This window comes from Actinomadura hibisca NBRC 15177 (assembly GCF_001552635.1).
Classification (GTDB): Bacteria; Actinomycetota; Actinomycetes; order Streptosporangiales; family Streptosporangiaceae; genus Spirillospora; species Spirillospora hibisca.
Genome location: NZ_BCRO01000098.1, coordinates 1 through 21366 on the forward strand (window position 1 = coordinate 1; position 21366 = coordinate 21366).

The 21366-nt window shown below is 71.6% G+C and carries 20 protein-coding genes and 1 pseudogene; 8 read left to right on the forward strand and 13 right to left on the reverse strand.

Annotation, left to right across the window (positions count from 1 at the left end):
* Nucleotides 1-449 precede the first annotated feature (449 nt).
* Entirely contained in the window at nt 450-947 is a 498-nt protein-coding gene (locus AH6_RS35425) for a TspO/MBR family protein (protein WP_067489004.1), read from the forward strand.
* A gap of 116 nt (nt 948-1063) precedes the next feature.
* Here AH6_RS35425 and AH6_RS35430 read toward each other — a convergent pair whose 3' ends face one another.
* The 7 genes from AH6_RS35430 to rarD all read right to left on the reverse strand — a co-directional run bounded on the left by AH6_RS35430 (nt 1064) and on the right by rarD (nt 6845).
* The gene (locus AH6_RS35430) at nt 1064-1660 is read right to left on the reverse strand and encodes a GTP-binding protein (protein ID WP_067489006.1); all 597 of its coding nucleotides are present in this window, start codon (nt 1658-1660) and stop codon (nt 1064-1066) included.
* On the reverse strand, nt 1641-2060 hold the full coding sequence (locus AH6_RS35435) for a DUF742 domain-containing protein (RefSeq protein WP_083983791.1): 420 nt from the start codon (nt 2058-2060) through the stop codon (nt 1641-1643). The genes AH6_RS35430 and AH6_RS35435 overlap by 20 nt, the downstream gene beginning before the upstream one ends.
* Nucleotides 2057-2476: a roadblock/LC7 domain-containing protein gene (locus AH6_RS35440; protein ID WP_157431920.1), complete on the reverse strand. Its 420-nt coding sequence runs from the start codon at nt 2474-2476 to the stop codon at nt 2057-2059. The genes AH6_RS35435 and AH6_RS35440 overlap by 4 nt, the downstream gene beginning before the upstream one ends.
* Nucleotides 2476-3036 (reverse strand): hypothetical protein, encoded by a 561-nt coding sequence (locus tag AH6_RS35445; protein WP_157431921.1) that lies wholly within the window; start codon nt 3034-3036, stop codon nt 2476-2478. The genes AH6_RS35440 and AH6_RS35445 overlap by 1 nt, the downstream gene beginning before the upstream one ends.
* Nucleotides 3037-3277: 241 nt before the next feature.
* Entirely contained in the window at nt 3278-4963 is a 1686-nt protein-coding gene (locus AH6_RS35450; RefSeq protein WP_245679613.1) for a prenyltransferase/squalene oxidase repeat-containing protein, read from the reverse strand.
* Nucleotides 4964-5412: 449 nt separating this feature from the next.
* A complete protein-coding gene (locus AH6_RS35455; protein WP_067489012.1) occupies nt 5413-5823 on the reverse strand; it encodes a hypothetical protein in 411 nt (136 codons plus the stop codon).
* 122 nt (nt 5824-5945) lie between these two features.
* The gene (rarD, locus tag AH6_RS35460; protein ID WP_067489014.1) at nt 5946-6845 is read right to left on the reverse strand and encodes an EamA family transporter RarD; all 900 of its coding nucleotides are present in this window, start codon (nt 6843-6845) and stop codon (nt 5946-5948) included.
* A 234-nt stretch (nt 6846-7079) separates the two neighbouring features.
* On the opposite strand from rarD, the gene AH6_RS35465 reads away from it, so the two are divergent.
* Nucleotides 7080-7955, forward strand: a complete 876-nt coding sequence (locus AH6_RS35465) for a DUF2382 domain-containing protein (RefSeq protein ID WP_067489017.1) — start codon at nt 7080-7082, stop codon at nt 7953-7955.
* A 79-nt stretch (nt 7956-8034) separates the two neighbouring features.
* Nucleotides 8035-8685, forward strand: coding sequence for a peptide-methionine (S)-S-oxide reductase MsrA (gene msrA / locus AH6_RS35470; protein ID WP_083983792.1), 651 nt, complete (start codon nt 8035-8037; stop codon nt 8683-8685).
* 12 nt (nt 8686-8697) lie between these two features.
* Here the strand turns inward: msrA and AH6_RS35475 are convergent, their stop codons facing one another.
* Nucleotides 8698-9831: a Fic family protein gene (locus tag AH6_RS35475; RefSeq protein ID WP_067489019.1), complete on the reverse strand. Its 1134-nt coding sequence runs from the start codon at nt 9829-9831 to the stop codon at nt 8698-8700.
* Nucleotides 9832-10051: 220 nt separating this feature from the next.
* On the reverse strand, nt 10052-10615 hold the full coding sequence (locus AH6_RS35480; RefSeq protein WP_067489021.1) for an HD domain-containing protein: 564 nt from the start codon (nt 10613-10615) through the stop codon (nt 10052-10054).
* Between the two features lie 44 nt (nt 10616-10659).
* Between AH6_RS35480 and AH6_RS47165 the strand changes: the two genes are divergently transcribed.
* The gene (locus AH6_RS47165; protein WP_067489083.1) at nt 10660-11034 is read left to right on the forward strand and encodes a thioesterase family protein; all 375 of its coding nucleotides are present in this window, start codon (nt 10660-10662) and stop codon (nt 11032-11034) included.
* Between the two features lie 365 nt (nt 11035-11399).
* On the opposite strand, the gene AH6_RS35490 is transcribed toward AH6_RS47165, so the two are convergent.
* From AH6_RS35490 to AH6_RS35500, 3 genes are all read right to left on the reverse strand, one after another.
* The gene (locus tag AH6_RS35490) at nt 11400-12284 is read right to left on the reverse strand and encodes an ABC transporter permease (protein WP_067489023.1); all 885 of its coding nucleotides are present in this window, start codon (nt 12282-12284) and stop codon (nt 11400-11402) included.
* On the reverse strand, nt 12281-14779 hold the full coding sequence (locus tag AH6_RS35495) for an alpha/beta fold hydrolase (RefSeq protein WP_157431922.1): 2499 nt from the start codon (nt 14777-14779) through the stop codon (nt 12281-12283). The genes AH6_RS35490 and AH6_RS35495 overlap by 4 nt, the downstream gene beginning before the upstream one ends.
* A 113-nt stretch (nt 14780-14892) precedes the next feature.
* On the reverse strand, nt 14893-15450 hold the full coding sequence (locus AH6_RS35500; protein ID WP_245679615.1) for a TetR/AcrR family transcriptional regulator: 558 nt from the start codon (nt 15448-15450) through the stop codon (nt 14893-14895).
* Between the two features lie 133 nt (nt 15451-15583).
* Between AH6_RS35500 and AH6_RS46980 the strand changes: the two genes are divergently transcribed.
* Together AH6_RS46980 and AH6_RS35510 are read left to right on the forward strand one after the other, a co-directional pair.
* On the forward strand, nt 15584-18136 hold the full coding sequence (locus AH6_RS46980; RefSeq protein ID WP_067489027.1) for an MFS transporter: 2553 nt from the start codon (nt 15584-15586) through the stop codon (nt 18134-18136).
* A 5-nt stretch (nt 18137-18141) separates the two neighbouring features.
* Complete coding sequence (locus AH6_RS35510; RefSeq protein WP_067489087.1) at nt 18142-18975, forward strand: YceI family protein; 834 nt, start codon at nt 18142-18144, stop codon at nt 18973-18975.
* Between the two features lie 102 nt (nt 18976-19077).
* Here AH6_RS35510 and AH6_RS46290 read toward each other — a convergent pair.
* A pseudogene (locus AH6_RS46290) lies at nt 19078-19248 on the reverse strand (helix-turn-helix domain-containing protein); the annotation flags it as partial.
* 80 nt (nt 19249-19328) lie between these two features.
* Between AH6_RS46290 and AH6_RS35515 the strand changes: the two are divergent.
* Together AH6_RS35515 and AH6_RS46860 are read left to right on the forward strand one after the other, a co-directional pair.
* Complete coding sequence (locus AH6_RS35515; RefSeq protein ID WP_067489089.1) at nt 19329-20252, forward strand: zinc-binding dehydrogenase; 924 nt, start codon at nt 19329-19331, stop codon at nt 20250-20252.
* A complete protein-coding gene (locus AH6_RS46860; RefSeq protein WP_067489029.1) occupies nt 20252-21274 on the forward strand; it encodes an alpha/beta hydrolase family protein in 1023 nt (340 codons plus the stop codon). Before AH6_RS35515 ends, AH6_RS46860 begins: the two co-directional genes overlap by 1 nt.
* Nucleotides 21275-21366 lie beyond the last annotated feature (92 nt).

Here is a 21366-nt window from a genome sequence, read left to right on the forward strand (position 1 = left end):
CCCCGGTGGCCGGGGTAGCTGGGCATGTTCGGGCCCGGGGTTGAGGTAGTTGATCACGCGCGGAGTGCGGGATTGGGGTAGTTGCGCGGGAGCGCGGGTTGAGGTTGTTGCGCGGGAGCGCGGATTGGGGTTGTTGCGCGGAGTGCGGGTTGAGGTTGTTGCTTGAGCGCGGAGGGCTGGGTTGAGGTAGTTGATCACGTGTGGGGCACGGGGCGAGGTCGGCGTGATGGTGTGGGCGCGCGGCTGAGGCTGTTGGTCACGTGTGGGTCGCAGGGCTGGGGTTGTTGGTCATGTGTCGCACACGGGGCTGAGCCTGTTGGTCACTTGTCAAGCATCGGACTAAGGCTGCTGATCACATGTCACACACAGGCTAAGGCCGCTGGTCACATATGAAAGCTCGGCATGACCTGACCAGGCGTCAGCCCCTCCCCATGGGGTAGGACGCGATCATGGCTGCTCAACGTGCTCGTCGGGCCTCTCGGGGCACCCTTGCCAAGACCTCGCTGGCCGTCACCGCCGCCGCTACGGCTGGCGGGGTCGCCACCCGGCCGGACTCCTCCTGGTACGAGTCCCTGAACAAGCCCTCCTGGCAGCCGCCCCCGCCCGTCTTCGGGCTTGTCTGGACGCCCTTGTACGGGCTCATCGCCTGGGCGGGCGCGCGGGCCCTGGACTCCTCCGCCACCTCCGGCGAGCGGGCTGGTCTGCGGCGGGCGTTCGGCTGGAACCTCGCCCTCAACGCCGCCTGGACGCCCCTGTTCTTCACCGCGCGTGCGCCGCGTGCCGCCTTGGTCGAGGTCTTGGCCCTGAACGCCGCCAACGTCCTTCTCGTGCGCCGGGCTTGGCGGGCGGATCGGCGTGCGGCGGTCTTGCTCGCGCCCTACCTGGGCTGGACCGCCTTCGCCACGGCCCTCAACACCGCCATCGTTCGTCGTAACCCGCGCGGCTGACGGCTTCTCGGCGAGAAGGCCCGCCGCTCAGGGAGCCCTGAGAGCCCTGAGAGCCCTGAGAGCCCTGAGAGCTCTGAGAGTTCAGGGAGCGGCGGGCCTCGAAGCCAGCTAGGCCGTCACGCCTTCTGCGTCTCCGGTACCAGGCCGCGCGTTTTCATCGCGTGCAGCACCAGGTCGATCAGCACCTTCTTGCACGAGGCCAGGCTGCGGGCGTCGCACAACATCACCGGGACGTCGGGGCCCAGGTTCAGGGCCATCTGGATCTCCGTCAGGTCGAACTGCTGCGCGCCCTCGAAGCAGTTCACCGCCACCACGAACGGGGTGCCCCGGCGCTCGAAGTAGTCCACCGACGGGAAGCAGTCCGACAGGCGGCGCGTGTCCGCGAGCACCACCGCGCCCAGGGCCCCCAGCGCCACCTCGTCCCACATGAACCAGAACCGTTCCTGGCCCGGGGTCCCGAACAGGTAGAGGACGTACTCCTCCTGCATCGTGATGCGGCCGAAGTCCATCGCCACCGTGGTCGTCTTCTTCTTCTCCACGCCGGAGACGTCGTCCACGCCGATGCTCTCGTCGGTGAGGATCTCCTCGGTCCGCAGCGGCCTGGTCTCCGAGACCGTGCCGACCATGGTGGTCTTGCCGACGCCGAAGCCGCCCGCGATAACGATCTTCACAGCCGTGGGCAGCCGGCGGCCGTCAGAGCGCCCGGAGACCATCGATCACCGCCTTGTAGAGCCTGATGTCGTGCATGTCCGCCTCGGGTTCGGGCTCCTGCATCGTGATGAAGCCCTTGTCGAGCAGGTCCCCGAGCAGGACCCGCACGGTGGCGACCGGGAGGTCGAGAAGGCCGGTCAGCTCGGCGACCGAGGTGACCGACTGGCACAGGCGCACGATCGCCAGGTGCTCGGGGCCGAGGCCGATGGCGGTGTCGGGTTCGGGACCGGCCGCGACCACCAGGGTGATCAGGTCGAACCTGCCGCGGGTCGGCTCGATCCGGCCGCTGGTCATCACGTAGGGGCGCACCATCGGGCCCACGTGCTCGTCCAGGAGGCGTTCGGGCGGGTACTCCTGCTGGGGCCGCTCGGGCCACTGTGCTGGATCCTCCGGCGGCATCATGACAGGGGGCGCTCCCCGGTCTCGGTGCGCGACGGCGTGGACAGGTGGTGGCCCATGCTGGTGACCAGCATCGCCATCTCGTAGGCGATCAGGCCCACATCGGCCTCCTCGTCCGACAGCACGGCCAGGCACGCGCCCTTGCCCGCCACCGAGACCAGCATGAACGCCGACTGCATCTCCACGATCGTCTGCCGGACCGGGCCGCCGCCGAAGCGGGTCCCCGCGCCCTTGGCCAGGCTCTGGATGCCCGCCGCCACCGCCGCCAGGTGCTCGCCGTCGTCCTGCGACATGGCCGCCGAGGAGGCCATCAGCAGGCCGTCGGCCGACAGGACGACCGCGTGCCGCGCGTGCGGCAGCCGGTTGACCAGGTCGTCCAGCAACCAGCTCAGATCGGCCGCCGAACCCGCCTTCTGCATCACTGCTCGTCCTCGCCTTCTGCTTCGTTGCCCAGGGCTTGTGCCTCGCTCCGGCCGCGCCGGGTGCCACGCTGGTAGGAGCCCATGATCCGCTGGATCTCCGCGGGCGAGCGGGCCGGGCCGCCCGGCTCGTCGGCGGGCTCGCCGGCGGCCGGCTTCTCGTCGGCGCGCAGCGGCGGGGCCAGGTTCGCCTGCGGCACCCGGACGGGCAGCCCGGACGGGGTGCTGGGGACTTCGGGCACGGTGGGCTGGTCCTCCTCGGCGGGGTCGGGCTGCGCGACGCGGCGCGTCGGCGCGTCGGCCTCCGTCCGGTGCCGGACGGGGCGCGAACGCGGGAACGGGACGGTCGCCGACGCCGGCAGCGGGCGCGGCCGGCGCGGTTCCCGCGGCGTCTCGACCGTCTTTCCGGGACGCCGTTCCGGGCGCGTGACGGGGCCGTCCGCGAGCGGTCGCCGTACGTCATCGGGAGTGGCCGCACCGCTCACGACCTGGGCGAACCTTCCGCGCAGGACGGTCCACGCCGCGCCGACCCACCGTGCGGTCAGTGGCAGCGGCGCCACGTCCTCCGTCCGCACACCGGGGTTGCGGAAACGCATTACGAATCGCCCCAACAATTGTCATGGTGCCTGCGATGCGCGGTGCTTTGACCAGTATGCGAGACACGGGCGGCGGGGGTTGCTGCGCACGGCGATATTTCTGGTTCGCGCACCGCAGAACCTTACCAACGCGATCAAAGCCGCTCAAGGTGAATGGTTTACCGGAAAGCTCTCACCAGGTAACGGAGGCGTGATGTGGCGTAATTCACGTCGCGGAAACGCGTCCCCCGGAGTCGGCGAGGTGGAGGGCGGCCAGGACGGCGGCCCGGACGATGGCGACGGGGCGGTAAAGGTCCTTGTCGTGCCACAGCGGCGGCTTGTCCGAATCCAGGTCACCGCTCAGCACCGCCGACCGCAGCAGCGCGGCGCCCTGCGCGACGGCGTCGGCGGCCTCCGCCGGGACGTTCCGAGCCAGCAGGAGCAACTGCAACGCGTAAGCGGTCTCCTCGGCGGTCCCGCCGAAATCCCCCCAGGAGCCGTCGGCGTTCTGGGTGGCCAGTATCCAGCGGACCGCGCGCGCCACCGACGTCGCAGAGGCGGGACCGCCGAATTCGTCCAGCGCGAGCGCGGCGGAGAACGTCGCGTAATACGGGGAGGCGTGCCAGCGGTCGTGCCAGCGGCCGTCGTCCTGCTGCTGGGTGCGGAGCCAGGAAGCGGCCTTGTCCGCGGATGTGGCGTAACGCGCGGCGTTCGCGCCGCCTCCCGTATCGGCCAGATAGTGGCCGAACGCCTCCAGAACATGCGCGTTGGTGGTAATCGAGCGGCCGTTCTCGCCCCGCCAGGTGCAGAAATGCGTCGCGGTCTCGTATTTCCACAACAGGTCGGGCGGATGGGGCACGCCCAGCAGGGACAGCGCGTACAGCAGTCCGGAGCTGCTGTCGGCGTCGTCGGGCAGCCCGGCCCCGCCCGGCACACCGGACGGGCCGAGGGACGCGCGCATCTCGGCGAGCAGGGCGGGCGGCACCGTGACCGGGACCCCGGCGCGGGCCAGCCAGCTCAGCACCCAGCCGCGCTCGAAGTTGGTGATCGGGACGGCGACGGGCACCGGCCCGCCGTGCTGCCGGACGGCCTCCTCCAGGTAGCGGCGGAGGGCGGCGGCCTCGGCGGGATCGGACGTCAGGTCCCCGATCCCGTCCGGACCGAGCCACGCGGCGGTCGCGGCGGGCGACGCGCCGATCGTCCGCGGCGCGTCGGGACCGGCCGGTCCGTCGCCGCCCACGGCCACCGAGGGGACGGAGGGCGCGCCGACGGCGGCCTCTCCCGCGATCTCCAGCGCGTGCAGCAACTTCTCCGGCAGCTCGGTGCCCAGTTCCAGCAGGTCGCCGACGACGGGCAGCAGCGCGCCGTCCATCCCGGCGGGCAGCGGCGGCGGGCCCGCCTCCGTCCAGTGCTCCAGCCCGGCCGGCGGGCGTTCCCGCATCCCGTCCAGCAGCCGCCCGATCCGGATGATCAGCGACGGGGCGATGTGCTCGATCGCGGGCATGTCCGGCAGCTCCAGCGGACCCGCGAGCGGACCGGCCAGGACCTCCAGCCCCCGGAGCGCGCACTTGACCAGCACGGCCGGTTCGACGGCGGTCTCCCCGGCGGCGACGGCCGAGAGCGCCGCCTCGGTCGCGCTCAACGTCGGGACCAGCGCGTATCCGGGAAGGGGCGGCCCCCAGGCGCCGTCGGAACGCTGGGTCTCCACCAGGAACCGCAACCGCTCGGCGTGGCCGGTCAGCCAGGGGGCCAGCGACACCAGGCGGCCGGTCTCGTACACCGAGGGCGAGGACCGGCCCCACGGCTCGGCCGTCAGCCCGGCCACGAGCCCGGCGGCCGCGTCGGCCGCGCCGGGGAAACCTGCGCTCGCGGGCGGTGCGGTCATGACGATGCCGGCGGAGTCCAGTGTCACAACGTGCTCCCGTGCTCGCCGTTGCCATGGAAAGCGGGCGGCGGACCGGCGTCGACTGGCATGCGAGAGGCCCCTCAGGACGAAGTGGAGGCCGGGAACCGGAGCAGGGAGGCTGCGGTTTCGACCGTCTACTACTCTTTAGGTGCTTTTGGGCTGCATGAGCGTTATGCGAGGATCTGGGGAAGTATCACATGGCGGAAAACTGCTAACAAGAGGTGCGGCGGTGGGAAATTAATACACCTCCAGGTGATCTCGATCACATTTCTGCGGCCATCTCACCAGCCGGGATTTCCTGACAGAAGAGGCGGCGGGCATGTCATCTCATCGGTAAGGACCGAAGGGTGCTCGGGCGCATTGTTCGGACACATCGCCGCCGAAAGAAAAAAGCCCGCCGGAGGAATTCCGGCGGGCTCGGTTTGCGGTCCGCGGGGCGGACCGCCTCAAGATGCTCAGGGTGCGGTGCGGTTCGCCTCCGGGTTGAGCGGCGTCGGCAGCAGCGTCGGCCACGAGCGCCGGGTCGAGACCTTGACCTTGCCGGTCACCGTCCGCGGCCCGCAGTGCGCGGTGACGGTGTAGGAACCGGGCCGCACGTCCTTCTTCAACGTCGCGACGCCGGTGCCGAAGTCGGCCATGCCGCCGAGCGTCACGTTCCCGGCGAACGCGGGCGAGGACGCCCAGTGCCGCTGCGCGCCCACCGCGCAGCCCGGCACCCGCAGCTCCACCCGCTGGCCCGGCTGCGCCACCTTCGGGGCGACGGTGACGTGCTTGGACGCCGAGGCCGTCGCCTCACCCGCGGCGGGAGCCACCAGGCCCGCCGTCACCAGGGCCGCTCCGAGGGCGGTGATGCTCAGCAGGCGCAAGGGGGACTCCTCGGTCAAACATGTAGGCGGTGTGACTTCCGGCACTTTAGTGGGTCGGGCTTGCCGACTCTAGAGATGTCACCAAACCGGGAAAAGTTGCCCTCAACGCCAAGAAAAGGCCGTCACGCCGCCGGTTCGGTCACCCGGACCGCCTCGGCGCGGGCCGTCCGCCGGGCCCGGCGACCGGCGCGCAGGCCGTCGGCCGTGAGCACCAGCAGCGCCGCCCACACCAGCGCGAAGCCCGCCCAGCGGCCGGCCGGCATCTCCTCGTGCTGCACCAGCAGGCCGATCAGGAACTGGAGGGACGGCGTCAGGTACTGGAGCATCCCGACGGTGCTCATCGGGATGCGGGTCGCCGCCGCGTTGAAGAGCATCAGCGGGATGGCCGTCACCACCCCGCCGCCCACCAGCAGCGCCACGTGCCCCGCGCCCTCGTGCCCGAAGGTGGCGCTCCCGTTGGCCTGGAGCAGCACCGCGAACGCCAGCGCGGGCAGGAACAGCACCGCGGTCTCGACCGCCAGGCTCTCCGCCGACGGCATGTCGGCGAACTTCTTGAGCAGCCCGTACGTGCCGAACGACACGGCCAGCAGCAGCGCCATCCAGGGGAGGCGGCCGTAGTCGAAGGTCAGCGCGACCACCGCGAGCCCGCCGAGGCCCACCGCGAGCCACTGCCCGCCGCGCAGCCGCTCCCGGAAGACCAGGACGCCGAAGAGCACGCTGATCAGCGGGTTGATGAAGTAGCCGAGCGACGCCTCGATGGTGTGGCCGGTGTTGACGGCGTAGATGTAGGTGCCCCAGTTGGCCGTGATGAGGACCGCGGCGGCCGTCAGCAGGCCGAGCCGCCTGCGGGTGAGCGCGCGGAGCCAGCCCCAGTGGCGGCGGACGGCCAGCATCGCGAGCACCGCCACCAGCGACCACATGATCCGGTGGGCGAGGATCTCGGTCGCCCCGGCCGGCTTCAGCAGGGGCCAGTACAGGGGGAACAGGCCCCAGAGCGCGTAGGCGGCGATGCCGAACAACATTCCGCGACGGTTCACCACGAGCGGCAATCTAGCAGGATGTAAGCAGCCAAAACAGATCATGCTGCTGACCGGGAGGACGGACCTACGCCCTATCCCGACGAGGCCGAGCCCGTCCGGGCGCCCCTGCCTGGTCCGCCGCTGAGCAAACCTGGGGCATAACGGCAGATTGTCGCCACTCCGTCACGGGTAGTGCCCAGGGGAGAGACGGTGCGATTTCCAGGGGGAGGAAACGCCATGACGACGCAGGAGAGCGGTCTCGTCGGCAAGCAGGTCGTCGGCGACGACGGGACGGAGATCGGCACGGTCTCCCAGATCGTGCACGCCGAAGGTTCCGGTGAGCCCGAATGGCTGGTGGTCAAGTCCGGCCCGTTCGGCATGCGGGAACGGGTGCTGCCGTACGCGGGCGCGCGCGGCTCGGGCGACACCATCAACGTCCCGATGAGCCGGGACTTGGTGAAGGACAGCCCGCAGGTCGATCTGGAGAACGGCTTGACCTCGCAGGACGAGACGACGCTCGTCGAGTACTACGACCGGGGCCCGCACGGGGCGCTGAAGTCCACCACGGCCAAGGCGTCCACGGCCGCGACCCCGATGGCGGCGGCGACCACTCCGCGAGCCACCGCGACGCCGCAGGCCGGGCCCCGCACGTCGGCCACCGGGGAGACCGCCCGCGCGCCCCGGCAGCAGGAGGACACGGACCGCCGTAGGGACGAGGTCGAGGTCACGCGCTACGAGGAACGGCTCAGCGTGTCCAAGCAGTCGGAGGAGGCGGGCCGCGTCCGGATCCGCAAGGTCGTGGAGAAGGAGGCGTACGAGCAGAGCGTCGGCGTCCTCACCGAGGACTTCGAGGTCATCCGCGAGCCCATCGAGAACGGCCGCGGCGAGCGGCACGAGCTGGCCGCCGACGAGCAGGAGATGATCCTCTACCGCGAGCGCCTGATGATCACCAAGGTGGTCGTGCCGGTCGAGCGCGTCCGGCTGCGCCGCAAGAGCGCCCAGACCCAGCAGACCGTCCGCGAGACGCTGGCCAAGGAGCGCATCGAGGTGGAGAAGGCCGACATCCCGTCCCAGCCGGCCCAGCAGCGGACCACCGCCGCCCAGCGGCGGTGACCGCCGGGCCCTCCGGCGCCCGCCGCGCCGGAGGGCCGCCGGGGTGCCGACCGGCCTCCCGGGCGCATAACCTGCAATCGTGTTCGGATTCGCGAAGACCGAGATGATCTCACCCGACCAGGCGCTCCCGGGCCGCGACGAGCCCATGCCCGTCCCGCCCCGCCACGAGGTGCTGGACGGCCCGCTGGCCCCGCCCTACCCCAACGGCGCCGAGATCGCCGAGTTCGCCCTCGGATGTTTCTGGGGCGCCGAGCGCAAGTTCTGGCAGACCCCGGGCATGTTGTCCACGAGCGTCGGCTACGAGGGCGGCTACACGCCCAACCCGACCTACGAAGAGGTGTGCGGCGGCCGCACGGGCCACACCGAGACGGTGCGCGTCGTCTACGACCCGGCGAAGGTGTCCTACGGCGACCTGCTGCGCGTCTTCTGGGAGTCGCACGACCCGACCCAGGGCATGCGCCAGGGCAACGACGTGGGCACCCAGTACCGCTCGGCGATCTTCACCCGCTCCACGGCGCAGCAGCAGGAGGCCGAGGCGTCCCGCGAGGCCTACCAGAAGGTGCTGACGGGCGCGGGCTACGGCCCGATCACGACCCAGATCACCCCGGCCACCGACTTCTACTTCGCCGAGGACTACCACCAGCAGTACCTGCACAAGGTGCCGAACGGCTACTGCGGCATCGGCGGCACGGGCCTCTCCTGCCCGATCGGCGTCGCCCCCGCCGAGTGACCTTCAAATGAATCAGCGCCGGTAAGGATCGATCAGTGACGCAGGGGTTCTCGCTTCCGCCAAAGCCCGCTCGGGGAAGCGGGGGCCTGCGGTGTACGAACGGGCCCTCGTGCGACCGGTCGACTCCAGGATGCCTAAGCTTGTGAGATCACGAAGATCTCGTTGCGCTTGTTGGACGCTCAACCCTTCGGCCTGTTCGTAGCGCAGGCGTCGTACGCGTCCAGTCATGGCTACTTCGTGGAGCGCGGAGACCCAACGCTCGTCGCGGTCTTCTGCTATCGCGAAGTCCGTGAGAACGCCCAAGACCCTGTTGGTTCTGTCGAGCCTGTTCCTGACCGTTTGCGCTTGTTGATGATAGGCGGTCAAGTTGAATCTGATCCAGCTGGAGACGTCCTGGTCAGGCTCGTATTCGGTGCCTCTGGCGTTCAGTTCGCGGTAGTACTCCCAAGTGTTCCCTGGTCGCCCCAGCCATGCCTCGATCGAGGAGAATTCCGGCGCCAAGACGCCTTCACGGGCAATGACGAGCGTCTGGAGTGAGCGTGACATACGGCCGTTGCCATCGCTCCAGGGATGGATCGAAACGAGATGCAGGTGGGCCATGGCCGCTCTGACCAGGGGATGAGAGCCATCGTCTGTCAACCATGCCACCAGTTCATCCATCAGTTCCGGCACTTCTTCGGCGTCAGGCGCAGTGTAAGCGGCGATGCTTCGGTCTCTGGGGTCGGTGACATATACCGGACCGCGCCGCCACTGGCCGGCAGGTTTGGAGACGGTGTGACGGTGCCCCTGTAGCATCCAGTGGAGCGCGTTCAGGAAGCCTTTGCTGTAAGCGAAATCTGCCACATCGTGGAGTGTCTGGATGTAGGTCATCATGTGCTGATAGGCAAGGGTCTCGTCGCGGTCGGCTTCCGATATATCGACATCGCGTTCCCCGTCCATCAGGTCGACGACATCGACCGTGGGCACCTGGAATCCCTCGATGGAGTTCGAAGCCGCCACTGCATCCGCGGTCAGGTATTTACGGAGACCGTCTGCCCATTTTGTTGGCACCTGGCGTATCTGAAGGCGCAGGGCCGTCCTCATCTGCTCGATCTCCTCTAGAACGAGGCGATCGAGGTCGGTGAGGTCAGGAGTCGGGAAGAGCATAAAATCAATAATATTGTGACGCAATCACTGCGTCAAGCCTCGCGGCCGTCGCGGCGTTTCGGTGCACGTTGCTCTATGTGTTGAAGTCGAGAACCCCCACCAGCGGTACCCGTACAAGGTGTCGAATCACTCTGCGGCACCGGTGGCACGGGCCTGAACTGTCCGATCAGCGCCACGGTGAGGCCGACGAATGAGACGGACGTGGATCCGGCGAAGTCGGTCAGGTGTTCATGGCCTGGTGGATCCAGTCCAGGGAGCCGGTGTTCAGGGCCTCTTCGGCCAGGCGCTTTGCGGTTTCGGTTTTTAGTTGGGCGAACGAGCTGTCTATCCACGGCTGGGTGTTCCGGTTGCCCTGGTCTCGGTACTCGATCGCCTGGATCAGGCATTCCAGTTTGTCGGCGTCTCGGGCGCAGCGGGACTCTGGGGTTTCCTGGGACTCGTATTCGGTCACGGTTTTCGTGACGAGCGCCGCTATCGGGGCGGGCAGGGCGCGTGTCTGGTCGGCGGTCACCTGTTCGTTGGGGGTCTTGGTCACGTAGGGCTTGGCCAGGTAGGGCAGGTCCGTCAGGCGCGTTTCCTGCGTGTCGTGGAAGAGGCTCAGGAAGGCCGCGCGTTCGGGGTTCGCTCCTTCCTGCGCGGCCAGGACGGCGGCGATGATCGCGGTGCGGAACGAGTGGTCGGCCACGCTCTCCGGGTCGGTGACGCCCGCCACCAGCCAGCCGGTCCGCTTGTAGCGCTTGAGCAGGCCGATCTCGTACAGGAAGTCCGCCAGTGGTTCGGTCATGGACTCACGCTAATGGGCGCGTCCCCGCCGTCATGATGGGCGGTATGGATGTCGGGTTGCGCGCGGAGCGCGTGTTCACGGTTGGTGAGGCGGATACCGCCGAGCGGGTTGGGAGTGGGGATCTCCCTGTTCTTGGGACGCCTCGGTTGCTCGCGTTTGCCGAGGCTGTCACCTTGCAGGTCCTTGCGGGGCGGTTGGGGGAGGGGGAGACCTCGGTCGGGACTCGGGTCGAGTTGGAGCATCGGGCCGCCAGTTTGGTGGGAGCCCGGGTTCGGGTTGTCGCTGAGTTGATCGAGGTTGACGGGCGACGGCTTGGGTTTCGGGTCACCGCTACCGATGAGGGGGGTGCCCTTGTCGGGTTCGGGCTTGTCGAGCGTGTTGTGGTGTCGGGGGAGAGGTTTCTTTCGCGGCTTCGGTAGGGGTTTTTCCTATGGGGGAACACGACAGGGCCCCCGCGCGTCGGGTGGACGCGCGAAGGCCCTGTGGGGTCGTGGTTCTCCGTCAGTACGGCAGGAGGCGTCCCGAAGGCGTCCTGAGGTCGATCGGGCTCGGTTGACGTGGCGGTTTCGGGCGCTTGATGAGCTGCTGCCGTGCCATGGTGATCATCTCCCCCGTCGAACCGGGTGTTCAAACCCGGGGATCGAGCCGATGTCCGCCTCTTTTCGTTCGACGCCGGGGTCGAACGCAAGGTTCCGCGAGCTTATGCGACAACCTCGGCCCGTTCGACCGAATTTGGGGAAGCCGGTCTTGCTTTGGGTGGCGGCGACGGCACGGAGGGTCCCGATCAGGAGACGACGTCGCGGCTTCGGAAGCGGCGGAACGCCAGCGCGAACAGGATCGCCGCGTACGCCACCGAGATCGCCGCGCCCTTCGCCATCCCCGTCCACTGGATCTGCGGCTGGAGCGCGTCCATCCACGAGTACATCCAGTGCGTGGGCAGGAAGTCGCGCCATGAGCCCAGGGCCGTCACCGCGTCCAGGATGTTGCTGACGATCACCAGGCCGACCGCGCCGCCCACCGCGCCCAGCGGCGAGTCGGTGGTGACCGACAGCAGGAACGCCAGCGCCGCCACCACGAGCTGGCTCACCAGGGCGTAGCCGATGATGATCCCCATCCGGCCGAGCGCCGTGCCGACCGCGACCTCGCCGCCGGTCGGCAGTTCCACCTCGCCCCAGCCGAACGCGACCGTGCCCGCCAGCAGCGACATCAGCGGCAGCACCAGCACCGCGACGGCCGCGTAGCCGAGCGCGACGATCAGTTTCTGCCGCAGCAGCCGGGCGCGCGGGACCGGGGCGGCCAGCAGGTAGCGCAGCGACGACCAGCCCGCCTCGCTCGCCACCGTGTCGCCGCAGAACAGCGCGACCGCCACCACCAGCAGGAAGCCCGTCGAGACGAACAGCGCGAACAGCGCGAAGTTCATCGCGCTCGCCGTCGCCACGTCCACCAGGCTCGGGAAGCCGTCCGGCTCCGGGTCGCCGCCGAGCTTGAACGCGGCGACCAGCACCCAGGGCAACACCAGCAGGATCGCGAACGCCACCAGCGTCCGGCGCCGCCGCCACTGCCGCACGACCTCCACGCGCAGCGGCAGCGTGCGGCGCACGTCGTAGCCGGGCGCGCCGCCGTCGGGGCGCGCGGCCCGGCCGCGGTCGCCGTTCAGGGTCGCGGTCATGGGGTCCCCTCGCCGATGATCTCCAGGAAGGCGTCCTCCAGTCGGCGGCCGGCCCCGGTGATCTCGGCCACCGGCCCGGCCGCGACCTGGTGGCCGCGGGACATGACGACCGCGTGCGTGCACGACTGCTCGACCTCGGCCAGCAGGTGGCTGGAGACGATCACGGTGCGGCCCGCCGCGGCGTACCGGACCAGCACCTCGCGCATCTCGCGGATCTGCGGCGGGTCCAGGCCGTTGGTCGGCTCGTCCAGCACCAGCAGGTCGGGCAGGCCGAGCATGGCCTGCGCGATGGCGAGGCGCTGCCGCATGCCCTGGGAGTAGGTGCGCACGGCCCGCTCCAGCGCCGCGCCCAGCCCGGCGATCTCCAGCGCCTCGTCCAGGTGCGCCTCGTCGGGGCGGCGGCCGATGGCCCGCCAGTACAGGTCGAGGTTGTCGCGGCCGGACAGGTGCGGCAGGAAGCCGGGGCCTTCGACGAACGAGCCCAGCCGCGACAACACCGGCGCGCCCGGCGTCACCCGGTGGCCGAAGATCCTGATCTCGCCCGCGTCGGGGAGGATCAGGCCCATCAGCATGCGCAGCGAGGTCGTCTTGCCCGCGCCGTTCGGCCCGAGCAGGCCGAGCACCTGGCCCTTCTCGACGCGGAACGACAGGTCCGACACCGCGCGGTGCCCGTTGCTGTACGCCTTGGTCAGGCCGGTGATCTGGAGCGGGACGTCGGCCAGTTCCGGATCGAACTCCGGTGTCGTGTCGCGGCGGCGACCTGTCAGCACGATGCCCGCCGCCACGGCCAGCGCCGCCAGCGGCAGCGCCCACACCCACGCGGGCAGCGGCGCGGCCTGCGTGCGCAACGCCGGGACGGTCGGGACCGTCAGCCCCGACACCGCCGCGACCTTGTAGGAGGCGGGCTTGGCGGGTGTCGCGAAGCCCATGTCGGTGGTGGTCAGCACCAGCCGCAGCCGGTGCCCCCGGTCGAACCGGTAGTCCATCGCGGGCAGCGTCACGGTGGCCTCGCCCGCCTTGGTGCGCAGCGGCGCGGCGATGCGGCGGGCGGGCGAGCCCTGCCCGGACGGCCCGACGTCGTAGAGCTTGGCGAACAGCGGGACGTCGCCGTCGCCGGTCACCTTGATCCGGACGGTGGCCGCGCCGGTGAGCTGGAGCGGCTCGCTCAGCGGCCGGGTGTCGAAGGTGGCGGCCTGGCCCGGCATGTCCACCGGGAACTGGCCGCCCAGCGCGCCGCCGCCCAGGTCGCCGAGGCTGCCGAGCGCGCCGAGGCCGGGCAGCGCCGAGATCGACGTGGGGGAGCCGCCCGCCGGGTTGTGGATCGTCTGCTCGCGGCCGGAGAGGGGCAGCGTGCGCGGGTTCGCGTTCAGGCCCGGGTAGGCGCCGGCGGTGGCGGGCTCGACGGTCACCTGCTGGGTGGAGGAGTCGATGCCGCCCGCCCGCGTCACGGTGAACGCCGGGTCGCCGCCGCCCTTGCTGTCCAGCCGCTGGTCGAAGAAGTCGCGGACCAGGCCGCGCAGCCGGGACGTCTCCTCCGCGCCGCCGTCGTGGCCGCCCTGGTACCAGACGGTCGAGACCGGCGCGCCGTTGCGGGCGATCGCGCGGGCGTTGGCGTCGCCCTGGTCCAGCGGGAACAACGAGTCGGACTGGCCCTGCACGATCAGCGCGGGCACCTTGATCTGGCCGGCGACCGCCGACGGGCTCGACCGCCGCAGGATCTCGATGGCGGCGGCGTCGGGCTTCCCGTTCTCGGCGACGCGCTGGTACATGTCGCAGAGCGACGGCAGGAACCGGCCGCAAGCGGTCTCGCCGGACTCGCTGGTGAAGAACAGCCCGGCCCACAACTTCTTGAACACGCCGTTGGCGGGGCCCGCGCCGGTCGCGTCGGGGAAGAACACCTGCGGCAGGTCGTTCCAGGTGATGCGCGGCGCGATGGCGTCCACGCGCCGGTCGTGCCCGGCGGTGAGCAGCGCGATCGCGCCGCCGTAGGACTCGCCGGTCATGCCGAGGCGCGGGTCGCCGGGGCCGTCGAGCTGCACCTCGGGCCGCTTGGCGAGCCAGTCGATGAGCTGGCGGACGTCCTTGACCTCGTAGTCGGGCGAGTTCAGCGCGATCTCGCCGGTGGACTTGCCGAAGCCCCGCGCCGACCACGCCAGCACCCCGTACCCGGCGCGCGCCAGCGCCTCCGCGTCGCCCTTCACCTCGTCCTTGGTGCCGCCGAACCCGTGCCCCAGCAGGATCACCGGGGCCTTGGCGCGGCCGACGGGACGGTAGAAGGTGGTGTCGAGGGTGACCTTCTGGTCGTCCTTGGGGCCGTCCAGCACGTCGATCCGCTGCTGGAGCGCCGTGACGGACGGCTCGCCGCCCGCCGCCGCGCCCCACAGCAGGCCGCCGCCCGCCAGCACGACGACCGCGCCGCCCGCGGCCGTCCAGCGCTTGGCGCGCCCGGCCCGTTCCCACCGCTTGCGGAGCCGCCCGGCTCCCCCCAGCCTCATGGGCAGAAGCCTATGTGGCGCGGGATCGGCGGCCGCTCCGCCCCTGTGCCGATCATGCCTGCGCCCACCGCCGTAGCCGGCCCGCCGCGGCTACATCCCCCGGCGTAGCACGATTAGAGCAGTGCGGCTTCGAACATGCCGGTCAGTCTGTCCGTCAGGTCTTCCGGGGCGACGGTGCGCAGTTCGTGCAGGCCGAGGCGGCGGATCGGGCCGCCGCCCATGATCAGGGTGGCGGCCAGCATCGCGCGCGAGCGCGCGTCCGGACCGTCGAGCTGGGCGGCCAGCGGGCCGATCAGCACCCGCTCGACGTGGCCGCGCAGGATCTCCTGCACCTCGGCGTTGCCGTACGAGCGGTCGATCATGCGCGACAGCGGCTTGACCTCGCGGAGCTGCGCCTGCCGCACGAAGTGCTCGGCCAGCCGCCGGGGCAGCGGCACCGCGCTCGGCCCCTCGATCACCCGCAGCAGCGGCGACTCGTCGGCCAGCACCTCGGCGAACAGCGCCGCCTTGCTGCCGAAGTAGCGGTGCACCAGCGCGAGGTTGGCGTCGGCCGCGGCGGCGATCATCCGGACCGACACCCCGTCGTAGCCGTGCTCGCCGAACAGGTCGCGGGCCGCCTCCAGCAGCCGCCGCCGGGTGGCCTCGCGGTCGCGCCGCGGGCGCCCCTTCACCGGTGTCTCCACCCGCACGATCGTCCCACGCCCCTTCCGCCGCCCGACCCGCCGGCCGCCGCCGAGTTGCAAGTAAACAAGTGTCTACATAGCATATATGCAAAACACAGGTAATTGACGCGATGGGGGCCCAGTGGCGCAAGCGAACGCGGTTCCGCCGAGTACGGCGGCGACCGCCGGATCGGCGCCGGTCAGCTACACGCACCGGCAGATCCTGGAGATCCTCTCCGGTCTGATGATGGCGATGCTGACCGCGATGATCTCGACCTCGGTGGTCGGCACGGCGCTGCCGACGATCGTGGGCGACCTCGGCGGCCAGGACCAGCTGTCCTGGGTGGCCAGCGCCTCGCTGCTGACCATGACCGCCTCGACCCCGCTGTGGGGCAAGCTGTCGGACATCTTCGGCCGCAAGCTCATGTTCCAGAGCGCGCTGCTGCTGTTCGTGGTGGCCTCGGTGGGGGCCGGGCTGTCGCAGAACATCGGCGAGCTGATCGCCGCCCGCGCGGTGCAGGGCCTCGGCGTCGGCGGCCTGTCGGCGCTCGCGCAGGTCATCCTCGGCGACGTGGTGCCGCCGCGCGAGCGCGGCCGCTACTCCGGCTACATGGGCGCGGTGTTCGGCGTCGCGACCGTCGCCGGGCCGCTGCTCGGCGGCTTCATCGTGGACGCCGACGGCCTCGGCTGGCGCTGGTGCTTCTACGTCTGCATCCCGCTGGCGATCGTCGCCTTCCTGGTGATCCAGAAGGTGCTCAAGCTGCCGAAGGTCAAGCGGGACACCCGCATCGACGTCTTCGGCGCGTTCACCATCACCGGCAGCGCGACGCTGCTCATGCTGGCGCTGTCGCTGGGCGGCAAGGAGTTCGACTGGAACTCGGTCTGGACCTACGGCCTGGTCGGCGGCGCGGTCGTGCTGCTGGGCCTGTCGGTGGTCGCCGAGCGAATCGCCTCCGAGCCGATCCTGCCGCCCCGGCTGTTCCGCAACCGCACCTTCGTGCTGACGAGCATCGGCTCGCTCTGCATGGGCATCGCGATGTTCGGCGGCATGATCTACCTGCCGCAGTACCTCCAGATCGTCAAGGGCATGAGCCCGACGGCCTCGGGCCTGATGACGCTGCCGATGGTCGCGGCGATGTTCGTGACCTCCACCGTCTCCGGCCAGCTCGTCACCCGCACCGGCCGCTGGAAGGTCTACCCGGTGATCGGCCTGCTGTGCGTGGCCGTCGCGATGTTCCTGCTGTCGCGGCTGCACGTGGACTCCAGCAACCTGGTCATCGGCCTGGACGTCGCGGTGCTCGGCTTCGGCCTCGGCCTGACGCTCCAGATCATGATCCTGGCCGCGCAGAACGCCGCCGACCTCAAGGACCTGGCCGCCACCACCTCCGGCGTCTCGTTCTTCCGCAACCTCGGCGGCGCGATGGGCGTGGCCGCGTTCGGCGCGATCCTCACCAACCGGCTCACCGCCGAGCTGAAGGACGGCCTGGCCGCCGCGCACATCCGTCCTCCGGCGGGCGGCGGGGGCCTGTCCCTCGGCTCGCCCGACGCGGTCCACCGCCTGCCCGAACCGTTCAAGGGCGTGGTGCTGGAGGCGTTCACCAAGGCGCTGGAGACGGTGTTCATGGTGGGCGTCCCGATCGCGATCCTGGGCTTCCTGGCGGTGCTGTTCCTGAAGGAACTGCCGCTGCGAGGCTCGGCGCGCGCCGCGACCGCCGGTCCGGCGCAGGGCTCGCCGACGGCGGACGCGCCCGCGTCCGAGGCCAAGCCCGTGTCCGCTCAGGAGGGCGGGCGGCACGCGCGCAGCGCCGACCAAGAGCTGGTGACGGTCGCGTCTGCGCCGATCCCCGGCGCGAACGGCCTCGCGCCCGCCCCGGCCGAGCAGCCCGTCATGGCGTCGGCCGCCTCCAGCGAGTACGCCCCGGCACCCAAGGGCGGCGCGCCCATCCGCGGCGTGGTCCGCACCGGCGACGGCAGCCCCGTCCCGGCCGCCGCGCTCACCCTGATCGACGTGACCGGGCACCAGCTCGGCCGCGCCATCACCCAGGACGACGGCGCGTATGCGCTGCCCACCCCCGGCCCCGGCACCTACGTGCTGATCGCCGCGACGGGCGGGCACGAGCCGCAGGCCGCCACGCTGGTGGTCGGCGACAAGGTCGTGGACTTCGACCTGCTGCTGGCGGGCAACGGGGGCCTCGCCGGCACGGTGCGCGGTTCCGACGGCGTCCCGGTCGACGGCGCGATGGTCGTGCTCACCGACGTGCGCGGCGAGGTCGTCGGCACCGTCCGCACCGAGGCCGACGGCGGCTACCTGGTCAAGGACATCGCCGTGGGCGGCTACACCCTCGCCGTCAGCGCCGCCGCGCACCGCCCGGTCGCGCTCCAGGTGGAGGTCACCGGCAACGGCCAGACCCGCCAGGACGTCGAGCTGCCGCCCGGCGCGCGGGTGCGCGGCACGATCCGCGACGGGGCGGGGCGGCCCATCGCCGACGCGCGCGTCACGCTCGTGGACGCGGCCGGTAACGTGGTCGCGATGTCGATCACCGGCCCCGACGGCGAGTACGCGTTCGGCGACCTCACCGGCGGCCAGTACACCGTCATGGCCTCCGGCTACCCGCCGGTCGCCACCGCGCTGACGCTGGGCGGCGGTGGCGGGCAGGACGGCCACGACATCACCCTCGGCTACCCGGACGCGTGACCGCCATGGACATCAACGACGACCGCGGCCTGCGCGGCGCCGCCCGCACCAAGGACGGCTGGGCGGTCCCGCAGGCCATCGTCACCGTCACCGACCTGCAGGGACGCCAGGTGGCGCGCGTGCAGGCCACCGCCGACGGCGCGGTGCGCGCCGACCCGCTGCCCCCGGGCACCTACACCGCCATCGTCACCGCCGTCGGCTACGAGCCCGCCGCCCGCACGCTGATGGTGACCGGCTCGGGCGCGGCCGACCTCGGCACGCTGGTGCTGGCCCGCGCGGGCGGCACCGAGCTGCCGCCGCCCGGCCCGTGGACGATCGACCCGGCGCACTCCGGCGTCGGGGCGGTCGCGCGGCACATGGGGCTGTCCAGCGTGCGGGGCCGCTTCGGGGAGTTCGGCGGGCGCGTCGAGATCGCCGACCCGGTCGAGCGCTCCCGCGTCACCGCCCGCATCGACGCCGCCTCCATCGACACCGGCAACGCGGTGCGCGACGAGCACCTGCGCTCGGCCGACTTCCTCAACGCCGCCGAGCACCCGGTGATCGAGTACGTCGGCGAGGGTCTGACCGCGCGCGGCCCGGACCGCTGGACGGTGCACGGCAGCCTCACCCTCAACGGCGTCACCCGGCCGGTGGATCTGGACCTGACCTACCTCGGGTCGGGCCCGGACATGTGGGGCGGGGTGCGGGCGGCGTTCCGCGCGACGACCGAGCTGCGCCGCACCGACTTCGCCATCAAGTTCAACCAGATCCTGGAGGCCGGGATCGCGACCGTCGGCGAGAGCCTCCGCGTCGAGCTGGAGATCCAGGCCGCGCAGGGGGAGACCCTCCCGCAGGGCTGACCGCCGCCAGGAGGCCCCGGACCCGCATCGGGTCCGGGGCCTCCTCATGTGTCGCTGTCGGGACGCCGGGGATCGTGGTCGAGCCTCGGCGGCGGTGGGCCGGACGGTGCGGTCGGACAGGCGCACGCCGAGGCCCTCCTCCAGGCGCGCGACCCGTTTCGACAGGGCCTGCCGGGTGCGGAACAGCGTCCCGGCGGCGCGGCCGGAACGCAGGTGCCCGGCGGCCGCCGCGAACGCTCGCACCTGCGCCGGACCGAGATCCACGCCGCTCACCCCGCCCGACAACCAGCGGTTGTCGAGAACCCCTGATCGCTGTTGGACGCACCCGCTGAGCAGGCGTTTTGCTGATCGGCATGAAAGCGCTGATCGCAACAGGGCGGGCCGACGAGCCGGTGGCCCTCGCCGACCTCGACGAGCCCGTGCCCCAGCCGGACCAGGCGCTGGTCCGCGTCGCGGCGTTCTCGGTCAACCGGGGCGAGACGTTCAAGCTGGAGAACCCGCAGGGCTGGCTGCCCGGCAAGGACATCGCCGGGACGGTCGTCCGGGCCGCCGCCGACGGCAGCGGGCCGAGCGCCGGGGAACGCGTCGTGGCGCACCTGCCGGGCGGCGGCTGGGCCGAACTCGCGGCGGCCACGACCGCCGACCTCGTCGCGCTGCCGCCGTACGTGCCGTTCACGACGGCCGCCGCGCTGCCGCTGGCCGGGATCACCGCGCTGCGGCTGCTGCGCGCGGCCGGGAGCGTGACCGGCCGCCGGGTGCTGATCACCGGCGCGTCCGGCGGCGTCGGGCACTACGTGGTGGAGCTGGCCGCCGCGGCGGGCGCGGAGATCACCGCGGTGTCGGCGACGCCCGAGCGCGGGCGGCGGCTCAGGGAGCTGGGCGCGGCGGCCGTGGTGCCGGACGCGGCGGCGGCCTCCGGTCCGTTCGACGTGGTGCTGGAGTCGGTGGGCGGCCGGTCGTTGCCCGCCGCGCTGGCCCGGCTCGCCCCGCACGGCACCCTGATCTGGTTCGGGCAGGCGAGCCGCGAACCGGTGACGCTCGACTTCTTCGACTTCTTCGCCGGGCCGGAGGGGGCGACGCTGCGGCACTTCCACTACGCCGACGCGCCCGGCCCGTACGGGCCCGACCTCGCGACGCTGGTGGGGCTGGTGGCGTCCGGCCGCCTGCACCCGGAGATCGGCCGCGTCGCCGACTGGGCCGGCACCGCCCGCGTCCTGACCGACCTGCGCGAGCGCCGCATCGTCGGCAACGCCGTGCTGACTTTGGAGAACATCTGATGACCTTGCACCTGGACCTGTCCTACATCATCGCGGGCAACCGCTCGCGGACGGCCGCCGCCGGGATCGACCCGTTCCACTACGAGCGGGCGACCGCCGGGATCGGCACGGCGCGGGAGTGGACGGCGGCGTTCCTGCGGACCGGCCGCGAGCGCCTGGCCGACGCCGAGCGCGCCGACTCCGCGATCTCGGCGGGAGAGGCGTACCGGGACGCGGCGTTGTGGTTCCACTTCGCGGCGATCCTGCCCGTCCCGGGCGTGCTGGGCGAGGCGGAGGCGGCGGCCGACGAGGCGATGGGCCGGGCGTTGAAGCTGCTGGAGCCGTCCGCCGAACGTGTCGAGGGAGTCGGCTTCGCGGGGTGGTTGCGGCGTCCGGCCGGGGTGGCGCGGCCGGCGCTGGTCGTGGTGGTTCCGGGGATGGACTCTTCGAAGGAGGAGTTCACGGCGGTGGCTGACGCGCTGCTGCGGCGGGGACTGGCGACGCTGGCGATCGACGGCCCGGGGCAGGGCGTGCTGGCCGCCACGACCGCGCCGGACGCCGACTACGGCCGTGTCGTGGGGCGGGCGCTGGACGCGGTCGGGGACCGTCCCGATCTCGACGCGTCGGGCGTCGGGGTGATCGGGCTCAGCCTCGGCGGGTTCTACGCCGCGCTCACCGCCGCCCGCGAGCCGCGCGTGCGCGCCGCCGTGACCGTGAGCGGCCCGTACCGGCTGAGCTGGGCGGAGCTGCCGCCGTTCGTGACGGAGACGCTGACGCTGCGAGCCGGGGACGCCGCGGCGGCACGGGCGTTCGCCGACCGCGTCGACCTGACGGACCTCGCGCCGGAGATCGCCGCACCGCTGCTGGTGGTGGACGGCGACACGGACGTGATCCCGGGCGTGGTGAACGGCGCGCCGCTCGCGGCCGCCGCGCCGCAGGGGGAGTACCTGTCGGTGCCGGGCGGCGACCACCTGGTGGGCAACGTCCGCGCAGCTTGGCTCCCGCTCGCTGCGGACCGGCTCGCGCGTGCCCTGACGGCGTGACGGCGTGATCGCGTGGCGACGGGGAGATGGTGTGGCAGCCCGTCGAGTTGCCCGGTCAGCCGTCGCCCTGCTGGATCGTCCTGGCGGCCGCG